Origin of the sequence: Gemella haemolysans (genome assembly GCF_012273215.1) — a bacterium.
In the GTDB taxonomy this organism is placed as follows: Bacteria; Bacillota; Bacilli; order Staphylococcales; family Gemellaceae; genus Gemella; species Gemella haemolysans_A.
On the sequence record NZ_CP050965.1, the window covers coordinates 1,223,802 to 1,240,947 of the forward strand.

Below are 17,146 nucleotides of genomic sequence, written 5' to 3' on the forward strand. Positions count from 1 at the left end.
AATTTATTTCACATCCTCACTTATTTTTCGTTGTAATTCATAAAGAAGATTGAAAGCCTGCATTGGAGTTGTTTCTAAGAAGTTTACATTTTCTAATTGCTTTTTGATTTCATCAAATTTCTCATTATCTCCATCGAAATCCAATTGTAATTTCGCATAATTTTTCTTCGATTTCTCTTCAGATTTTAGTTGTTTTCTAATATTCTTTTCTAATTCTTCTTTAAGTTCTTTTTCAAGTTCTTGACGGAGCTCCGTTCTTAAAGCTTCCTCATCTACTTTTATAACATCTTCTTTAACTACTCTACTACTATATTCTTTTTCTAGTTCAGAACGAATTTTCGCTCTTAGTTTTTCTTCAGACTCTTGTGATGGGGCATCACTTAATAATACTTTATTATATCGAGCATTATCAACAAGGTCCTCGCTACCTTTATTACCACTTTCTAATTCTCTTAAAATTTTATTAGCACCTACGATAACATCTTCTGGTAAATGAGCGAGTTGAGCTACATGAATACCATAACTCTTCTCGATAGGTCCTTCATTAATTTTGTATAAGAAAATTAGCTTTCCATGATCTTCTTTTGCAGAAACGTGGATATTTTTTATTCCCTGGGTAATATTTTCTAATTTTGTAAGTTCATGATAGTGAGTTGAGAATAATGTTTTACATTTTATAGTATTATTTATATATTCTAGTATCGATTGAGCTAAAGCAATACCGTCATATGTCGATGTACCACGTCCAATTTCATCAAAAATTAATAATGAATTTGCAGTAGATTCAACTAAAGCATTCTTCGCTTCAATCATCTCAACCATAAACGTCGATTTACCACCAGCAAGATCATCACTCGCACCTATTCTCGTAAATATTTTATCGAAAATCGGTAAATTCGCATAAGTTGCTGGAACGAAAGATCCTATTTGTGCAAGAATCACTATAAGAGCAAGTTGTCTCATATAAGTAGATTTACCAGACATATTAGGCCCTGTAATAAGCAAGATATTATTATCTTTATCTACTTTACAATCATTACTAATATAACTATCAGCACTCACATTTCTCTCAACAATCGGATGACGTCCATCAACAATATCGATAACATTATTATCATTGAACTCAGGTTTAACATAACCATATTCTTCCGCTACATCAGATAATGAAACAAAAACATCAATATCACTTAGAGTATTCGCTACTCTTTGTAATCTCACAATATAATTATGAATTTTCGTCTTAACATCTTGGAATAATTTTAATTCTAATTCTTCGATTTTCGTTTTAGAATTTACGATATGTTCTTCAACTTTTTTCAGTTCTTCAGATACGAATCTCTCACAGTTAGAAAGGGTTTGTTTCCTATGATAACCTAACTCTGTTGGATCTATAGTCTTAAGCCCAACTTTAGATACTTCAATAAAATAACCAAAAATCTTATTGTATCCTACTTTTAGATTTTTAACCCCAGTTCTCTCTTTTTCACGTTCTTCAATTTCTAATAATATTCTATTTCCATTCTTACTAGCATTCTTATATCTATCTAATTCTTCATTGAAGCCTAATTTAATTACATTTCCTTCTTTAACAGTCTGACCAGCTTCTTCATGGATTGTCGCTTCAAGATAATCGTATAAATCTGTTAATTCATCGATATTCTCTGCGATATCTTTTAATTTATTAGATTCAAATCCTAATAACAATTTCTTAATTTCTGGTATTTGAGCTAATGTTTTCTTTAGATTTAATAATTCCTTAGGACTTACTATATTATAAGAGACTTTTGTAGAAATTCTCTCAAGATCATATACTTCTTTCAAACTAGTTTTCACATCAGCTTTTTCAAAATAATGTTTAGTAAAATCTTCTACAATTTCCTGACGTTTTTTAATTTCTTTAAGATCTAATAATGGATTTTCTAACCATTTTTTCAGTTTTCTAGAACCCGCTGCTGTTGAAGTTTTATCAACAATACTAAGAAGAGACCCTTTCTTACCACCATTAGCCATGTTTTGAGTAACTTCTAAGTTTTTTAACGAGTAGTTCGTCATATAAACAAACTTATCTTTGAAATATACTTCAAAATCTTTTAAGCTCGAAATATCTTTATTTTGAGTTTTTTCAATATAATCTAAAAGTACATCACAAGCAATACGAAGATTACTATCAGTAAGATTACTTGTTTTTTCCTTAGTAATGTCATTATTTAATTCAACTTCAGTAATATAAGCACTAATATCCAACTCTTGATCTTTTATACTAATTACTTCTTTAATATTATTTTTTAGTACCTCATCTTGAAGGTCAGCCATAGTTTTTAATACAGTACAACGGCTATCCCCTGTCATAATGTCACAAAATGCGAAGTAGATATTATTATCTTTTACATATGCACTACCTAAATAGTTATTTTCATCGTAGTTTTTGTAGTTCATATAAGTCCCTGGTGTAATCACCTGCACTACCTTACGTTCTACTATTTTTCCTTGACCTGGTTCTGAAACTTGTTCACATATAGCTACTTTATAGCCGTTATTAACTAAAGTATCAATATAAGTAGCTGATGAATGAAATGGAACTCCACACATAGGAATTTTTTCATCTCCCCCATCACGAGCAGTTAGAGTTATTTCTAATATTTTTGACGCTCTAGTCGCATCTTCAAAGAACATCTCATAAAAATCACCAAGACGGTAAAATAAAAACATGTCCTGATAATCTTTTTTTATCTTCAGATATTGTTCTATCATTGGAGTATATTTCATCTCAAAAGTTCCTTTCTCTTTATTTCTTGCATGTATTTATAACATATATAATTTTAGCATAAAACGTTATTTTTTAGTAGTGTGACATATGACAAAACACATAAAAAAGAGTTATCCAGTAACAAATTGCTTACTAACGTAACTCTTTTATTATTTATTCTTATAAATTTAGTATACAATTATTTTTTCTTTCTTAATATCAATATTACTATAAGAGGATGATAACTGATAATACTCCCATTCCCCCCAGTTAAAAGTCCAGTATTTTCTAAAGGTTTATTAAAAACATTATTATCATTATTTTCTGATTTATTCAATTTGGATTTATTTTCATTTTAATCAATAAGCCCTAGCTTTTCTCTTTTAACATCTTCGTTCGATACTTCAAATTCACCATCAATATTATATATATATTCTGGTTTAATATCATAACCAAATTCATATTGTAGATTCCTATTAAGTTGCGTATATCCCTTCAATATTGTATAATTACATCAAAGGAGTTGACTTATGTTAAATTTCATAAAAAATAAAACAAATTTATCAATATTGATATTTTATTTTATATTTAGCTTTTCTAGTTTACTATTTATACTATTAGCTGAATATAACAACAATAAAACACCAACACTATTTCTAAAACAATTTGTTTTTTACTTAATTGGTTTTGGAATAATATATCTACTACAAAGAATACCAATAACTTATATCGAAAAATTTTCAATAGCATTTTATTTATTTGCTTTGGTTCTTTTAGTTGGAATATTCTTAGTTCCACCTACTCTTGCTCCAATAGTTAACGGTGCTCGTAGTTGGTATAATTTTAAATTATTTACTTTACAGCCTTCAGAATTTGGTAAAATAGCTACTGTAGCAATGGTTAGTATGCTTATTAAAGAAAAGAGTTTTAAAGAAAACACAGATACAATTAAACTTTTAAAAATAGCTTTAATAATTTCTATACCATTTATCCTAGTTGCTAAAGAAAATGACTTAGGAAATGGATTGTTTTTCATCTTTTTATTCCTAGGGTTAGTCTTCTTAGTTTGTAACAAAGGTAAAACCCTATTTAGGATTTATTCGGTAGTTATTGCTGGACTAGCAATTATTATTCTAGCGGCTTTATACTTCCCGAGGTTGCTTAGCTTGGTTGGTTTAAAATCTTACCAGCTTAACCGTATTCTTTCATGGCTAAATCCTGAAGCATATAAGTTAGATTATTCTTATCAAATTACTCAAGTACTTAGAGAGATTAAACTAGGTGGATTAACTGGTACATTTGTTAAGAATAAAAACTATATAGATGAACAATTTAATGATTTTATTTTCTCTATAATCGCAAAGAACTTTGGATTTATAGGTGCAGCAATATTCTTATTTATCTTCTTCATCTTTGTTCTGAGACTATTTTATATAATGAAAAAATGTGAACAAGGTAACTATAGCTACTACTTTATTCTTCTTAGTGTTTGTAGCTTTTGCTTTTCATTTTTCATCAATATATTCTCAACACTGAGCATTATCCCAGTTATCGGTATTAGTATGCCATTTATTAGTTACGGTGGAAGTTCACTTATTGCAAATAGTATTCTATTCGGAATAATAGTAAAAATTCATGCAACAATACAAGATGAATATATGGAAGATGAATACTATGATAACTACGAAGAAGATTATGATGAGGTTAAATATGAAGAAGATTATGATCCTTTAGAACCTGTATACGAAAATAACAACAATAGGTATTATGAAGAAGAACCTCAACAATTTCGTCGAAGTAAAAGAAAAAGATAAAAAAACGTGGATAGAAAAAATTTCTATCCACATTTTTTTATTTTCTTACATCTTCAATGAACTTATCATCGATAGTTTCAATTAGTTTCCCTAAAATTGCTTTAGCAGCATAATAATCACGAATATCAAATACTGCGTTATGAGTATGAATATAACGAGCACAAATACCAATTACAGTAGTTGGAACTCCATTTAAAGCTTGATGAATGTTACCCGCATCTGTTCCACCTGGTGAAGTGAAGTATTGATATTTAATTCCATTTTCTTCTGCAAGAGTTACAATTTTTTCTCTCATATTTGCACGAAGAACCATAGTTCTATCTACTAATCTCACTAAGAAACCTTGTCCTAAACGACCATTACTAGTTTCTTTTCCATCCATATCATTTGCTGGACTACAGTCTACAACAAAACATACATCTGGTTTAATCATATTAGCAGCAATAGTTGCACCACGAAGACCTACTTCTTCTTGAACAGTAGCACACACTACTAAATTAAAATCTAACTCTTTTTCTGCAAATTGTTCTAAAATTTCCGTAATAATTACACATCCATAACGATTATCGACAGCCTTACTCATAAATCTGTGTTCAGTAAGTTGTTCAAAAGTTGTTTTTGGAGTAACAAAAGCACCTTCACGAATTCCCATCGCTAATGCTTCTTCTCTTGATGAAGCACCAACATCAATAGTCATATCACTAATTTTTACATTTTGTGCTACACCTGCAGTAAAGTGTTTAGGAATAGATCCAATTACACCAGTGAATTTTTTCCCTTCATACGAAGTTACTGTATATGTTTGAGCTAAAAGAACATCTTCTCTAAAACCACCAAGCGTTTCAAACTTAAGCATACCATTTGGTAGTACCTTAGTTACGATGAATCCAACTTCATCCATATGCGCTGAAATCATAACAGTTTTAGCATCTTCTTTTTTTGATTTCTTAATAGCATAGATTCCACCAAGATTATCATATTTAATCTCATCAGCATATTTAGATAAATTTTCTTCTAAATATTTTGAAATTTCACTTTCAAATCCTGATGTTCCGTCTAACATTGTTAATTCTCTGAATCTTTCTATTGATTTACTCATTTTCTTATACCTCTTTTATGTACTCTATTATTTCCGTTTCTTTATCATATCGAACTTCGTACTTGATATTGTCGTTATCAAAATAAAACATTAAGTATGGATTCTCTTTTAGATTCAATGTATAACTATCAATCACATCATAACCTAATGCAATTAGTTTATTTCTACATCTATCTATATGATCATTATCTAACTCTTGTTCCTCTGTTTTTTGATATATACGATATCCAGCATAAGCTGCTACTAATGGAACTAGTATTTTTCTAAATTTCATATTTTACCTCTTATCTAAATTCATCACATAACGAGTTAAATAATTCCTCACTAAACTCTAAATTCTGATGAGCAATTGGTTCATCTCGTTTATAATTACGTAAAGTATCTTCATAATGAGGTTTTTTATCATTTTTATAAATTACCCCTGTTACAAGGTCATTATACTCTTCTAATACTCTATACGCTTCTAATTTATTAGTATTGTCATAACCTTCGATATCAGAAAGTTTAGTTAAGTTTTCCTTATACCAAGCTGGTGTATTTTTATAGTTATAAGTTTTACATGGACTAAATACGTTAACTAGTGAGAAACCATCATGGTTAACAGCTTCTTCGAAAATCTGCATCATCTCTTTCATATCACCAGTAAATGCTTGTGCTAAAAATGTTACTTCACAAGATAAGGCAATTTTCATCGCTGATAAAGGTTTTTCCATTACTCCTTCTAAAGTTGTAGTCGTTACTAAACCTTCATCAGACTTAGGAGACATTTGACCTTTAGTTAAGGCATAAAGTTGGTTATCCATTACTACGTAAGTCATATTAACATTACGTTTCATAGCATGAACTGCATGACCAATACCGATAGCATATCCGTCACCATCTCCACCCATTGCAAAAACTGTTAAATCTTGGTTCGCTAATTTAATACCTTGTGCAATTGGTAATGAACGTCCGTGTAGTCCTTGTACACCATACGCTTTTGTGTATCCACTAATTTTACCAGAACATCCAATCCCCGCAGAAATTACAACATTCTCTGGTTTAATCCCTAGGTTAACTACAGCTCTATTTATACCCGCAAGTACCGAGAAGTCTCCACAACCGGCACACCAATCGGGCTTAACATCATTTTTATAATCTTTTAATGTTACTTTCAAACTATTTTTCCTCCTCTAGTAATTGTTCAACAAGTTGGTGAGTATAATAAATATCTCCATCATATTTTAGTAAACTACTAATTTTTTCTGAATTATGATATTTACTAGCAATTACCGTACGCAATTGTTTATTGTGGTTATGTTCAACAATATATATTTTTCTATATTTATCAAATGTATCACGAACAGCTTGAGCAACTGGATAAATTTGACGAATATGCATTGTATCAATTTTCAATCCTTGTTCTTTTAATTGTTTAGCAGCTTTATTTAATACTCCATAAGTTGAGTTAACACCCACTAATAGAATATCTTTTTCATCATTGTGTTCATTTAATACAAATGGTCTTTCTACTAATGCTGATTCAATCTTGTTAGCACGTTTTTCTTTTTGACGTTTTGTATTACGTTTCACCTCTGAAGGTAGTCCAACTACTGAGTGTTCATAACTGTTCGCATTGTGAATCCCACCTTTTTGACCAGGGATAGTTCTATTTGAAACTAATACATCAGTTGCATAACGTTTGAAGTAGATAATATCTTCTTCTGTAATTTCTTCTTGTTTTAATAAGTTACCACGATCGATTTGAACTTTACTAAAGTCAAAGTTAGGCACTGTTTCTTTATTCATACCTAATTGTAAATCCATTAAAACAATGACTGGTGTTTGATATTTTTCCGCTATGTTGAATGCATCTATCATAGTGTAGAAACAGTCTTCTACAGATGTAGGAGCTAGTACGATACGAGAAGCATCTCCAGTTCCACCGTATACTGCGTGGAAAATATCAGATTGTTCTGTTTTCGTTGGAAGCCCTGAAGAAGGCCCCCCTCTTTGAACATCTACAATAACAACTGGTTGTTCTGCCATAGCAGCCATACCTAAGAACTCAGTCATAAGTGAAATACCTGGTCCAGATGTAGCTGTCATAGCACGTACTCCTGCGAAGTTAGCTCCAATTGCAACACCTAATGCCGCAATTTCATCTTCAGTTTGAATATATGCTCCATTTACTAACGGAAGCTTATCAAATAAATATTCCATGATTTCTGTTGCTGGTGTAATAGGATATCCAGCATACATTCTACAACCTGCTGCTAAAGCACCAAGACCAGCTGCATGGTTACCGATTAACCACATATTTTTGTGAGTTGGATTTAATTTTTTAAGATAATACTTATCTTTAATACTATTTTCTTCCATAAACTCAGTCATGATTTCACGACCTTTATCAAAGGCTTGAATATTGATATTTACGATTTCTTCACCTTTACTAGCAAATTTTGAATCAATCATATCATAGAATAATTTTGAATCGATATCTAATAACGAAGAACAAATTCCTAACGTAATTATGTTTTTGATAATCGGATTAGCAATTTCTTTAGCTAATTCTGTAATTGGGAATACCGCGACTAAACCTTTAATTTCTTCTGAAATTTCCGGTTTAATTTTAGCATCCGCAATAATAATACTATTTTCATCTAATTCTGGAATGTAGCTATCCAGTGTAGCTTGGTCGAAAGCTATAAGAATATCTGTCTTATAGTCAATTACATTTATTTTTTCTTCTGAAATACATATTTTACTATTACTGTGACCACCTTTAATTCTACTCGCAAAGTCTCTTGTAGAATACATGTGGTATCCAAGTGTATTTACTACTGTAGAGAAAATTTCGGCTGTACTTTCAATACCTTCACCTTGTTCTCCACCAATTTTCCATCCTAATTTATTAATCATATAATCTCCTTTAATCTCTTTCATTAGAAATTTACTCGTTGATTTCTCAATACTTTATTCTATCATATTTAAGAAAATTTTTCCATATAATAATATCTATTATCACTATGAAAAAACTAATAAAAATATTATTATTTCATTATTTTTCAATATTATTAAGTTGCAATTAACATTTTAAAATTTGTATAATATTTAGGAACAAATAAATCTTTTAATGTTTATTGTTTTTGAATAAATATTAATTTATTTGTTCCCAATCTATTTATATATTTATTTTTAGTTTTTTATTCCTTTGTCTGAAGTTAATTCAAGTTCATAGAATTGTTGATCAAAAGTATTATATTTTTTAAGATCTATATTTTTAACTCTTTTATTAACCCAAACTATATCTGTACTCCAGCTTAGCGGTAACCATGGAGTAGCTTCAGCAAAATCATTATCAAATTTATTAAAGGCTTCTTTTATTTTGTTGTCATCAAATGAATCTTTCGAATCAATTGTATCCAAGTCTTTTGCTAGAGTATCATCAATATATCTTGGTAAGTTTAATTTTGATGTTCCTCCAGCTATATAGTTAGGGTTTGGATTATTAAAGAATCCCCAAGCTCCTTGGAAGATATCTATAGAAGGATCATCACCTTGCACCCTTGTTGACCAATCTTTAGGTGACAATAATTTACCATCTACTAACTTAACATCAAGTCCTACTTCTTTCCAAGATTTTATAAAGTTATCTGCTAACGCTTGATCTATTTCACTACCAGTATTTCTTGCAGCATAATTGAATACTAATTTCTCGCCATTTTTGTTTTCACGTAATCCATCTCCATCAGTATCTTTATATCCCGCTTCATCTAGTAATTTTTTAGCTTTTTCTACATCTTTTTTGAATTTTTTACCGTTAGGATTAACTGCTAATTCGATTCTAGGTGGGAAGAAACCTGAACCAGTTGGAGTATATCTTAACCCTTTAAACAATTTATCATTAATTTGATCCCAATCAACAGCATACCCAAAAGCTTGTCTTAGTTTAACATCACCTAATTTTCCACTTGTATCAGTTACGACTTTTCCTTCTTTTTTATCAAATTTTCCTAATTTAAATCCTACGTAAGATACATAAAGATCCGTTTGACCTAAGACATCTCCATTTTTAGAATCTTTTATACCTTCCCAAATATTTGGACTAAGAGAACGGATATAGTCTACGTCCCCATTTTTAATAACAGATGCAGCTTGAGAAGGTGATACAGCTTTAAATTCAATTTCTTTTACTTTGACTTTATCTTTATTAAAGAAATGAGGATTCTGTTTAGCTAGAACACTTTCTCCATTGATTTGTTTATCTAAGTAGTAAGGTCCATATGATAATGGTTTTGTATTAAGATTTGCTCCAGAGGATTTTGTGAAATCTTTAGAAGCTTCTTCTACTTGACCTTTATTTAGAAATACAGTTAAAAATCCATTTCCCCAAAGTAACGATGGTCTCACATCTGTATATTTAATTACTACAGTTTTATCATCTTTTTTAACTATACCTTTTATTGACGAGGCTTTCCCTTCATGATATTCTTTCATTCCTTCAATCACTTCATAATCAGAAGAATATCTGATATTTTCCACATATTTAGGATTCCCCATTAGATTATATGTAGCAATGATATCATCAGCTGTAACATCTTCTCCATTATTCCACTTTAGATCTTTCCTCAACGTAATTGTTGCTTCTTTTTTCTCTTTATCTAAATGAAATTTTGCAGGGGCATTATCATCATCTTGTTTTAATCTGTAATCTTTATCTAATGCAAAAGTATACAACATCGTGTCTCTCATAATATAATAATCCGTTGCTTGTAAAAAGAATATCGGATTAAACATTCCAGTAAGGGGATCTGCCGATAATATTCCTACTTTTAAATGACTATCTGAAACTGAATTTCCATCATTTTGAACTAAAGTTTTAAATTCAACCGATGGTTTTGTAATATCCCCTGTTTTCTTACTTTGATTAGTAGCACAACCTGCTAATAATAATGTCAAAGCTAAACTTGAACTTACAACTTTTGTTATTTTTTTATTATTTTTTTTCATAAATATACCTCACTTTTCTTACACAAAGAAAAAAGTCCCTGTAGAAGTTATTCACTTCTACAGGGACGTATCTATTGACGTGTTACCACCTTGATTTATAGTATTCTCACAAATACTAACTTATAAAGTACCAAAACAAAATCTAGATTTTATTTTTATACCCTTAGCTATATCGGGCTATACCGTAGTAGTTTAACTATTCAACTACTAACACGAAAAGACCATCTTCATAGTATCATCTTTGATCTCCTTTCACCTACCGAGACTCTCTAAGCAAACATCAACTACTACTCTTCTTTTCAAAGTGTAATTTTTTATTGTGTTTTAAGTATATCAAGTTAAGAAACCCTTGTCAATATTTTTTTATCATTCAATTTTAGCAATTACTAAAGAACATTATAATAAAACTTTAAAAATTAAAGAGTACAGAAAATATCCATACTCTTTAATTTTTTTATAATTTAATTACTTAATTATTCAGAAAGTTTACGTCTAACGGCAGCTCCAACTAGGGCAATTAAGCTTAATCCTAATGCAGTTGTGCTATTTGTGTTCATACCAGTGTTAGGTAGTTTATTTTCTTTACTATTTTCTACAACTTGGTTGTTAGCTGCACTAGTTGGTAATTTAACATTAGTTGCTTTAGATTCTGATTTAGCTTCTTCATCTTTGTTTTCAACATTTTCAACTTTACGTTGTTCATTATTACCGTTTTGTTCTACTTTCCCTGAAGTTACTCCTTCTTCTTTAGTTGATTGTTCTCCTTGATTAGCTCCTGAACCTACATTTCCAGTATATGAATTATCTTCTTTAGGTTGTTCTGCTTTTTCCTCTTCAAATTTGTAAGTTTTTGAATCTACAGAAATTGTACGTGAATTTGGATTTACTACAGCATACTTAGTTAAATCTGCTTTTTCTAAATAATTTTTGAACGCTTCATCCATAGATGGACCTTCTTCACGTGCTCCACCTAGCATAGTATATCCATCTCCACCTGCTGCTAAGAAATCATTTGTAGTTAAGTAGTAAGTTTTAGCTAAATCTAATTTATCATAGGCACCTGTATCATGATTTTTAACTTCTACGCGTAATACACGTTTACCTGAAGGTAAGTTTGTATCATAGTATACTTTAGCTCCTGATACATGTAAGAAACCTCCACTTGGTTCTAATAACGGTTGTCCATTTTCATCTAAAACAGTTTTACCAGCTTTGTCAACTTGTAAAATAGATCCTAAAGATTTTTCGAACATAGCTAATACGTCTTTACCTGTAACACTAATTTGAGAAATTGTATTACCGAATGGAAGAACTGCAATTACGCTACCTTTTGTAATAGGTTTGTCTTTAGCAATAGTTTCACGTAAACCACCACCATTTGTTACTGCGATATCCGCTTTATTTTTAAATCCTGTTTGACCATACTCATAAAGTGAATCAGCTACTACGTTCCCAAGGTTAGTTTCACGAACACGAACATTTTCACGAGTACCACTTAATTCAACTGGACTATTTTTCACTACCACAACAGCATTTTCTGCATCGTATTTAGCTTTAATTTTATCAACTAACGCTTTAACTTCAGCATTTGGAGTCACATTAGTAGTTTCTGAAGCTTTAATTAAACTTGGAGTTCCTAATAAACTATTTGGTTTTAATGTAACTTTACCAATGTTGTTTAAGTAACTTCCTGTTTGGTTATAAGTAACATTGTCTCCATATGTTTTTGATTCAACAGTATGAGAGTGTCCATCGATTACTACTACACGTTTTCCTTTAAGTAAAGGACTTTTTGATAGTTCATCAGCAAGAGTAGAACCTCTCCATTCGTTTGGAGTTGTTGTATCTACTCCAAGGTGAGCTAAAACAACATACGTTTTATAATCATCACCAGTAGCTTTTGCTTTTGCTTGAATTTCTTTAACAACATTTAAAACTTCTGGAATAGGATCTTTGAACGTTACACCTTGTACATTTTTAGGGTGTGTTTTTGTGGCAGTTTCTGGTGTTGTTACCCCAATAACAACAACTTCATCACCTTTAACTGTTTTGTCTTTATCAACAATTGTTGAAGCTTCGAATAAACGTGCTCCATTTACGTATGTATTAATAAATGTGTAAGAGGGGGTTATTTTTTATTAGTATAAAAATTCTTCAGCTAATTCTGTAAGCTGTTCGCTTATTTTATAAGCTCCTTTATCGTATTCAACATAGTATTCATCATTGAATGCATCAAGTTTAATACAAGCTTTTAATTCATCATTTAATGAATTGATAAATTCTAAAGTTTGTGAGTAATTCATATCCCAAACTGTTTCAATATCTTTGAAATATTCAACTGTTTCTCCTGTGAATCTTAATTCACCATTTAAGAAGTCTTTAATATAATCTTCATAGTTTCCATTGTTGATGTACTCATTAGCTTGTTCATCATTTTTGTAAAGTTCAAAACTTTCTAAAGCTACTGCTTCTATATCGTTTCCGTAAAAGTATTTGTCTGTTCCTTTGTGTCTAATTTTTAATTCTAGCATAATTAAGTTCTCCTTTAAATTTCTTTATACTTATATTATACACTTTAAAGTGTATATTGTAAATAGTTTTTTTTAAGATTTTTTTATTTTTTTGTAATATTCATGCAGTTTTAAAGCGTTCTTTAATGTTATGTTTTCTAGTTTCACCGTTTTTCTGTAACGGTCTATTTGTTGTACTGGTATTCCAGTATCTTTACCAATTTTATAACTTGTTAAGGTTTTATCATCTAATAATTCTTTGATCTCTTCAATTATTTTATACATATTAGATTTCCCCCATTGCTATCGCTATGCAAAATGCTTCAAAATTCATTCTTAAAAATCCGTTTAGATTGTACATTGATTTCATAGCGTCAGCTTCTAAGCCATTATTTATTAATACTCTTAATCCTTGAATACTTAAATCTGAGTAATCATATATTATTTCAGCGTCAGTTTTTACAAAATCGTTAAATTTATCAAAGTTCTTTAATAAGAACTCTTGCTCTTTTTTAATAAATGCGTGGTTTTTTGTAATTGCCTCTTTTAAGAAATCATATTTTGTCATTGTGTTTACCTCTCTTTTTCTTTATACTTATATTATACACTTTAAAGTGTATATTGTAAATAGTTTTTTTTAAAAAAATAAAAAAACCCCACATTTAGTGGGGTTTGTGTAACTTAGAAGATGTTACAGTTAACTACGTAATCATCTTCTATCCATTGATTACTAGAGTTTGAACCAATTCTACTCCAGCCGTTTTTCTTCTCATAAATATAAACTTCAGTACCTTTCGGTAGAAATTCTTTATCTTTGCTGTTTGCGTTAGGTTCTGTTTCTACATAATAATCTGTGTTTAGGTAACCTCTGTAATAAGGTTGTTCTCTGTTTTCAAGGTTCGTATTTGTGTCTAATACATTTATTTCAACTACTGTTGGTTTATTGCTAATCGTTCCAGTTTCAACATCTTTCTTGAATTGCTCCTTAGTAATTCCCCATTTTGCTAAATAAGGATAAGGGTCGATGTGGTCTGAAAAGTTGTTAGGTTGGTTATTCGTACAATAATAGTGCGTTTTAATTCCCTCTAAACTATCACTATCAACTGTGATAGGTATTCCAGCTTGATTTGCTAAATCTCTTAATAGTTGAATATAGATTTCATAATCCGCTCTAAATTCTTCATAAGTCTGATGGCTTTCTATAAGTTCGACTGCTGCGAATGTTTCGTTGTTCCAACCTCCGCCAACGTCCCATGCACCTTGACCTACGTATGCAGTTTGATAAACCTTACCATTTCCAACCACGTGAGTATAGAAGCCACTATTTAGATCTTTATTTCTCATATAAGTTGCTTCACCACTAGCTTTACTTGTTGGGTTCCCTGTTGAGTGTGCGTGAACCTGTCTATAAGGTGCAACCCCTACTTGTGGGGTTTGTCTTAGGTAAGTAGTATCTTCAGTATATGAACCATTTGACTTTTCAGTTTCAAATTCTGGTCTAATCCATCCGATTATACCTGTAAAATCACGCTCGTTTAATCGAGCTGGACCACCAACTGTTAATGCGTCAGCATTGCCATCTATATTTTGTTCTACAGTCTTAATTGTGTAACCATCACTATCTTCTAGAACTACTCCCGTGTGACCGTAAGGGTGTGTTGGCACACTCATAACGAACACATCTCCAGCCTTAGGGTTAACCCCTGGAGCGTCATATATAACCGTCATCCCCTGCCTTTTGGCGCTCTCTAGTAAATCAATCGCATTTCCTGGTAACTTGATTTTCCAGAATTTATATAAATAACGGTTGACTTCATCAACACATTGCGCCCCATATACTCCATCGAAGTCATGCGGTTGGTTGATTCCGTCTTTTAAAAATTTTAGTGCTTCACTAAATACTACCATCTTTTTTATCCTCCGTGTTATTAGATTTTAAAACGGAAAAATTAATCGTTTTTTCCATTTTGAAAAGTAAATATTAGTTAAAAATGGAAAATTTAGCTGTTTTTTCCATTTTGAATTTCTGTAGTATCTTCATTTTTTGATTGTTTATAAACTTGGTGTGTTCCAACGCTGGCAAGTCCTAAAAGTACTGCGTTAGTATCTTTAAATACCGCCCAACCGATTAAGCCCCCAAGTACTCCTAATACTTGAGGGATAAGTTCTGTTGGAAATGGTTTCCACTCTTTTAAAAACTTACCTAGTAAGTTAAGTGCAAATACTATTCCTGTAATTAAAATTGGTTGTAATTGTTCCATTGTTTAGTCCTCCTATTTGTGTATTGGTAATGTTTTAAATCGGTTAAATAAGGTTTCTATCTTACCATTACCACCGATTTTCTCGTAGCTTTTGTATAAACCACTTAACTCTGATAAATCTTCGCTTGTTGTATATCCTCGATCTATTGCCTCACTAAATTCATTATGTAATCTATACGACATAATGCTTTTATTAGAATCTCTGTTCTGAAGTCCAATTTGAGTTACTTCATCGACTTTATCTTGCGTATTCTTTATTTCCATATTTACTCTATCGAGTTGCTTTTCCGTTTTATCTTGAATGCTTTTTACTTCGCCACTTAACTGTTCAAATTGTTTTGTGATTTGTTTGTTGCTGTTGTCAAACCAAATCTTAACTAATGGAATAATAGCTACAGTAAAAAGTTGCAATATAAATTGCAAAATATAGTTCGCCATTTAGACTACCTCCAAAAATGAACACGCTATTCAGCGTGCTCTGTACTTTCTGTAGTTTTTGGCGCTTCAGTTACTGTTGGAGTAACTGCCTCTTTTGGTGCTTCTTCCATTTTAGGTGCTTCACTTACTGGAGCAACAACTTCTTTTGCTGCTTCCTCAATTGCTTTTAATTCAGCTTCTTTTTTCTTAAACTCCTCAACTGCTAACCTAACCATTTCACGTAAATTCCCAAAGTTAGGCACTTGTTCTAAAGTTTCAACTTCTGTAATAATCATTCTCATGTGTGTTTGCACTAAATAATCATCTTGTTTAAATTTTGCACGTTTAAAACTAAATTTCATCTTAATTAACCCCCTCGTTGTGTGATACAGTGTTGCTACTTTCTCCGTTATTGTCATGTTCTTCTTCTCCTTCGTCTTCATCTTGTGATAATTGTTCCATGATTGTTTGCACTACTTTTGTTAATGCTTCATCTAATTGTAATTTAGTGATGTATCGGTTGTTATCATCCTCTAATTGTTCTTTATTTTCAGTTCGTTCAAAAGTAATTTCTTTATACTTAGTTGGTTCAGCACTTGGCACCCACTCAACAACGCTTGTGTGGTCTGCGATAACTTCGTATAGTTTGCCATCAAATTTAAACTTATCTCCCACTGAATAATCTGTGTTAACTTCATAAGAATCAAATGCGTTGATAATTTTATCTTTATTTGTTTTGATAGTCTTAGGGTCTAACACATCTAAAAGTAACGTCATTAGTACTTTGTCATTACCTTTATTCACCTTAGCGAATAGCTTAGTTAATGCTTTTTCACGTTCTGTAACGTCTTCTTTATTCCCTGTTAAAATTCCTACTTGTTTATTTAGGTTAGCATATTCAGCAACTAGTGCTGGAGTTGCTTCTCCTGTGTACATTTGAACGGCAATTTGTTTTCTAATTTCTTCTAAGATTTCCGCATCATTAGCAGTTGCAAATTTACCTGGCAATTCAACGTTACCATTAAAATAAATTCCACCTGTATTCATATTAAAATATACGTTTACACTTTTGTATCCTCCAGCAGTTGGGTTAGGTTGTTTAACTGAAATTTCTAAAGTCATGTTATTGTGCCTCCTCATGTTCTTCTACTTTAGTTTCTTTTAATGCTTTAAGCTCTTTTTCTTTAGCTTCCAATTCTTTAGTTAGTTCATTGTAAGCAACTTTATAATGTGCTAGTTGTATAGTTTTTTCGCTCAATTCTTGAGCGATTAAATCTATTGGTTGTAATTGATTATCCATTTGTTAT

19 protein-coding genes are annotated in these 17,146 nt (G+C 31.0%); 2 read left to right on the plus strand and 17 right to left on the minus strand.

Annotated elements, in window-relative coordinates:
- Window positions 1-3: 3 nt before the first annotated feature.
- Together mutS and FOC48_RS05725 are read right to left on the minus strand one after the other, a co-directional pair.
- Window positions 4-2,766 carry a DNA mismatch repair protein MutS gene (gene mutS / locus FOC48_RS05720; RefSeq protein ID WP_003147034.1) on the minus strand — a complete coding sequence of 921 codons (2,763 nt, stop codon included), beginning with the start codon at window positions 2,764-2,766 and terminating at the stop codon, window positions 4-6.
- A gap of 335 nt (window positions 2,767-3,101) precedes the next feature.
- Window positions 3,102-3,245, minus strand: coding sequence for a hypothetical protein (locus tag FOC48_RS05725; protein ID WP_172497888.1), 144 nt, complete (start codon window positions 3,243-3,245; stop codon window positions 3,102-3,104).
- A gap of 31 nt (window positions 3,246-3,276) precedes the next feature.
- On the opposite strand from FOC48_RS05725, the gene FOC48_RS05730 reads away from it, so the two are divergent.
- Complete coding sequence (locus FOC48_RS05730; RefSeq protein ID WP_003147035.1) at window positions 3,277-4,560, plus strand: FtsW/RodA/SpoVE family cell cycle protein; 1,284 nt, start codon at window positions 3,277-3,279, stop codon at window positions 4,558-4,560.
- 37 nt (window positions 4,561-4,597) lie between these two features.
- On the opposite strand, the gene FOC48_RS05735 is transcribed toward FOC48_RS05730, so the two are convergent.
- The 6 genes from FOC48_RS05735 to FOC48_RS05760 form a co-directional block, all read right to left on the minus strand.
- Entirely contained in the window at window positions 4,598-5,659 is a 1,062-nt protein-coding gene (locus tag FOC48_RS05735) for a M42 family metallopeptidase (RefSeq protein WP_003147037.1), read from the minus strand.
- Window positions 5,660-5,663: 4 nt separating this feature from the next.
- Complete coding sequence (locus FOC48_RS05740; RefSeq protein WP_003147039.1) at window positions 5,664-5,933, minus strand: hypothetical protein; 270 nt, start codon at window positions 5,931-5,933, stop codon at window positions 5,664-5,666.
- A 10-nt stretch (window positions 5,934-5,943) separates the two neighbouring features.
- The gene (locus FOC48_RS05745; RefSeq protein ID WP_003147040.1) at window positions 5,944-6,816 is read right to left on the minus strand and encodes a 2-oxoacid:ferredoxin oxidoreductase subunit beta; all 873 of its coding nucleotides are present in this window, start codon (window positions 6,814-6,816) and stop codon (window positions 5,944-5,946) included.
- A 1-nt stretch (window position 6,817) separates the two neighbouring features.
- Entirely contained in the window at window positions 6,818-8,560 is a 1,743-nt protein-coding gene (locus tag FOC48_RS05750; protein WP_035466995.1) for a 2-oxoacid:acceptor oxidoreductase subunit alpha, read from the minus strand.
- 276 nt (window positions 8,561-8,836) lie between these two features.
- On the minus strand, window positions 8,837-10,651 hold the full coding sequence (locus FOC48_RS05755) for an ABC transporter substrate-binding protein (protein WP_003147043.1): 1,815 nt from the start codon (window positions 10,649-10,651) through the stop codon (window positions 8,837-8,839).
- A 473-nt stretch (window positions 10,652-11,124) separates the two neighbouring features.
- Complete coding sequence (locus FOC48_RS05760; protein WP_003147044.1) at window positions 11,125-12,249, minus strand: 5'-nucleotidase C-terminal domain-containing protein; 1,125 nt, start codon at window positions 12,247-12,249, stop codon at window positions 11,125-11,127.
- Between the two features lie 394 nt (window positions 12,250-12,643).
- On the opposite strand from FOC48_RS05760, the gene FOC48_RS10115 reads away from it, so the two are divergent.
- Complete coding sequence (locus FOC48_RS10115) at window positions 12,644-12,772, plus strand: hypothetical protein (RefSeq protein WP_269208039.1); 129 nt, start codon at window positions 12,644-12,646, stop codon at window positions 12,770-12,772.
- 17 nt (window positions 12,773-12,789) lie between these two features.
- On the opposite strand, the gene FOC48_RS05765 is transcribed toward FOC48_RS10115, so the two are convergent.
- The 9 genes from FOC48_RS05765 to FOC48_RS05805 form a co-directional block, all read right to left on the minus strand.
- Complete coding sequence (locus tag FOC48_RS05765) at window positions 12,790-13,182, minus strand: hypothetical protein (protein ID WP_003147046.1); 393 nt, start codon at window positions 13,180-13,182, stop codon at window positions 12,790-12,792.
- Window positions 13,183-13,254: 72 nt separating this feature from the next.
- Window positions 13,255-13,446, minus strand: a complete 192-nt coding sequence (locus tag FOC48_RS05770) for a hypothetical protein (RefSeq protein ID WP_003147047.1) — start codon at window positions 13,444-13,446, stop codon at window positions 13,255-13,257.
- A 1-nt stretch (window position 13,447) separates the two neighbouring features.
- Window positions 13,448-13,729: a hypothetical protein gene (locus tag FOC48_RS05775; RefSeq protein ID WP_003147048.1), complete on the minus strand. Its 282-nt coding sequence runs from the start codon at window positions 13,727-13,729 to the stop codon at window positions 13,448-13,450.
- Between the two features lie 113 nt (window positions 13,730-13,842).
- Complete coding sequence (locus FOC48_RS10120; protein ID WP_003147049.1) at window positions 13,843-15,069, minus strand: CHAP domain-containing protein; 1,227 nt, start codon at window positions 15,067-15,069, stop codon at window positions 13,843-13,845.
- 92 nt (window positions 15,070-15,161) lie between these two features.
- Window positions 15,162-15,422: a phage holin family protein gene (locus tag FOC48_RS05785; protein WP_003147050.1), complete on the minus strand. Its 261-nt coding sequence runs from the start codon at window positions 15,420-15,422 to the stop codon at window positions 15,162-15,164.
- 12 nt (window positions 15,423-15,434) lie between these two features.
- Window positions 15,435-15,860: a hypothetical protein gene (locus FOC48_RS05790; protein WP_003147052.1), complete on the minus strand. Its 426-nt coding sequence runs from the start codon at window positions 15,858-15,860 to the stop codon at window positions 15,435-15,437.
- A gap of 26 nt (window positions 15,861-15,886) precedes the next feature.
- Entirely contained in the window at window positions 15,887-16,201 is a 315-nt protein-coding gene (locus FOC48_RS05795) for a hypothetical protein (RefSeq protein WP_035466997.1), read from the minus strand.
- Between the two features lies 1 nt (window position 16,202).
- Window positions 16,203-16,961, minus strand: coding sequence for a carbohydrate-binding protein (locus FOC48_RS05800; RefSeq protein WP_003147055.1), 759 nt, complete (start codon window positions 16,959-16,961; stop codon window positions 16,203-16,205).
- 1 nt (window position 16,962) lies between these two features.
- Window positions 16,963-17,139 carry a hypothetical protein gene (locus tag FOC48_RS05805; protein WP_003147056.1) on the minus strand — a complete coding sequence of 59 codons (177 nt, stop codon included), beginning with the start codon at window positions 17,137-17,139 and terminating at the stop codon, window positions 16,963-16,965.
- Window positions 17,140-17,146 lie beyond the last annotated feature (7 nt).

Coding starts and splice junctions, on each gene's coding strand:
- mutS (WP_003147034.1), bottom strand. CDS start 2,766: ATGAAATATACTCCAATGATAGAACAATATCTGAAGATAAAAAAAGAT.
- FOC48_RS05730 (WP_003147035.1), top strand. CDS start 3,277: ATGTTAAATTTCATAAAAAATAAAACAAATTTATCAATATTGATATTT.
- FOC48_RS05735 (WP_003147037.1), bottom strand. CDS start 5,659: ATGAGTAAATCAATAGAAAGATTCAGAGAATTAACAATGTTAGACGGA.
- FOC48_RS05740 (WP_003147039.1), bottom strand. CDS start 5,933: ATGAAATTTAGAAAAATACTAGTTCCATTAGTAGCAGCTTATGCTGGA.
- FOC48_RS05750 (WP_035466995.1), bottom strand. CDS start 8,560: ATGATTAATAAATTAGGATGGAAAATTGGTGGAGAACAAGGTGAAGGT.
- FOC48_RS05755 (WP_003147043.1), bottom strand. CDS start 10,651: ATGAAAAAAAATAATAAAAAAATAACAAAAGTTGTAAGTTCAAGTTTA.
- FOC48_RS05765 (WP_003147046.1), bottom strand. CDS start 13,182: ATGCTAGAATTAAAAATTAGACACAAAGGAACAGACAAATACTTTTAC.
- FOC48_RS05770 (WP_003147047.1), bottom strand. CDS start 13,446: ATGTATAAAATAATTGAAGAGATCAAAGAATTATTAGATGATAAAACC.
- FOC48_RS05775 (WP_003147048.1), bottom strand. CDS start 13,729: ATGACAAAATATGATTTCTTAAAAGAGGCAATTACAAAAAACCACGCA.
- FOC48_RS10120 (WP_003147049.1), bottom strand. CDS start 15,069: ATGGTAGTATTTAGTGAAGCACTAAAATTTTTAAAAGACGGAATCAAC.
- FOC48_RS05785 (WP_003147050.1), bottom strand. CDS start 15,422: ATGGAACAATTACAACCAATTTTAATTACAGGAATAGTATTTGCACTT.
- FOC48_RS05790 (WP_003147052.1), bottom strand. CDS start 15,860: ATGGCGAACTATATTTTGCAATTTATATTGCAACTTTTTACTGTAGCT.
- FOC48_RS05795 (WP_035466997.1), bottom strand. CDS start 16,201: ATGAAATTTAGTTTTAAACGTGCAAAATTTAAACAAGATGATTATTTA.
- FOC48_RS05800 (WP_003147055.1), bottom strand. CDS start 16,961: ATGACTTTAGAAATTTCAGTTAAACAACCTAACCCAACTGCTGGAGGA.
- FOC48_RS05805 (WP_003147056.1), bottom strand. CDS start 17,139: ATGGATAATCAATTACAACCAATAGATTTAATCGCTCAAGAATTGAGC.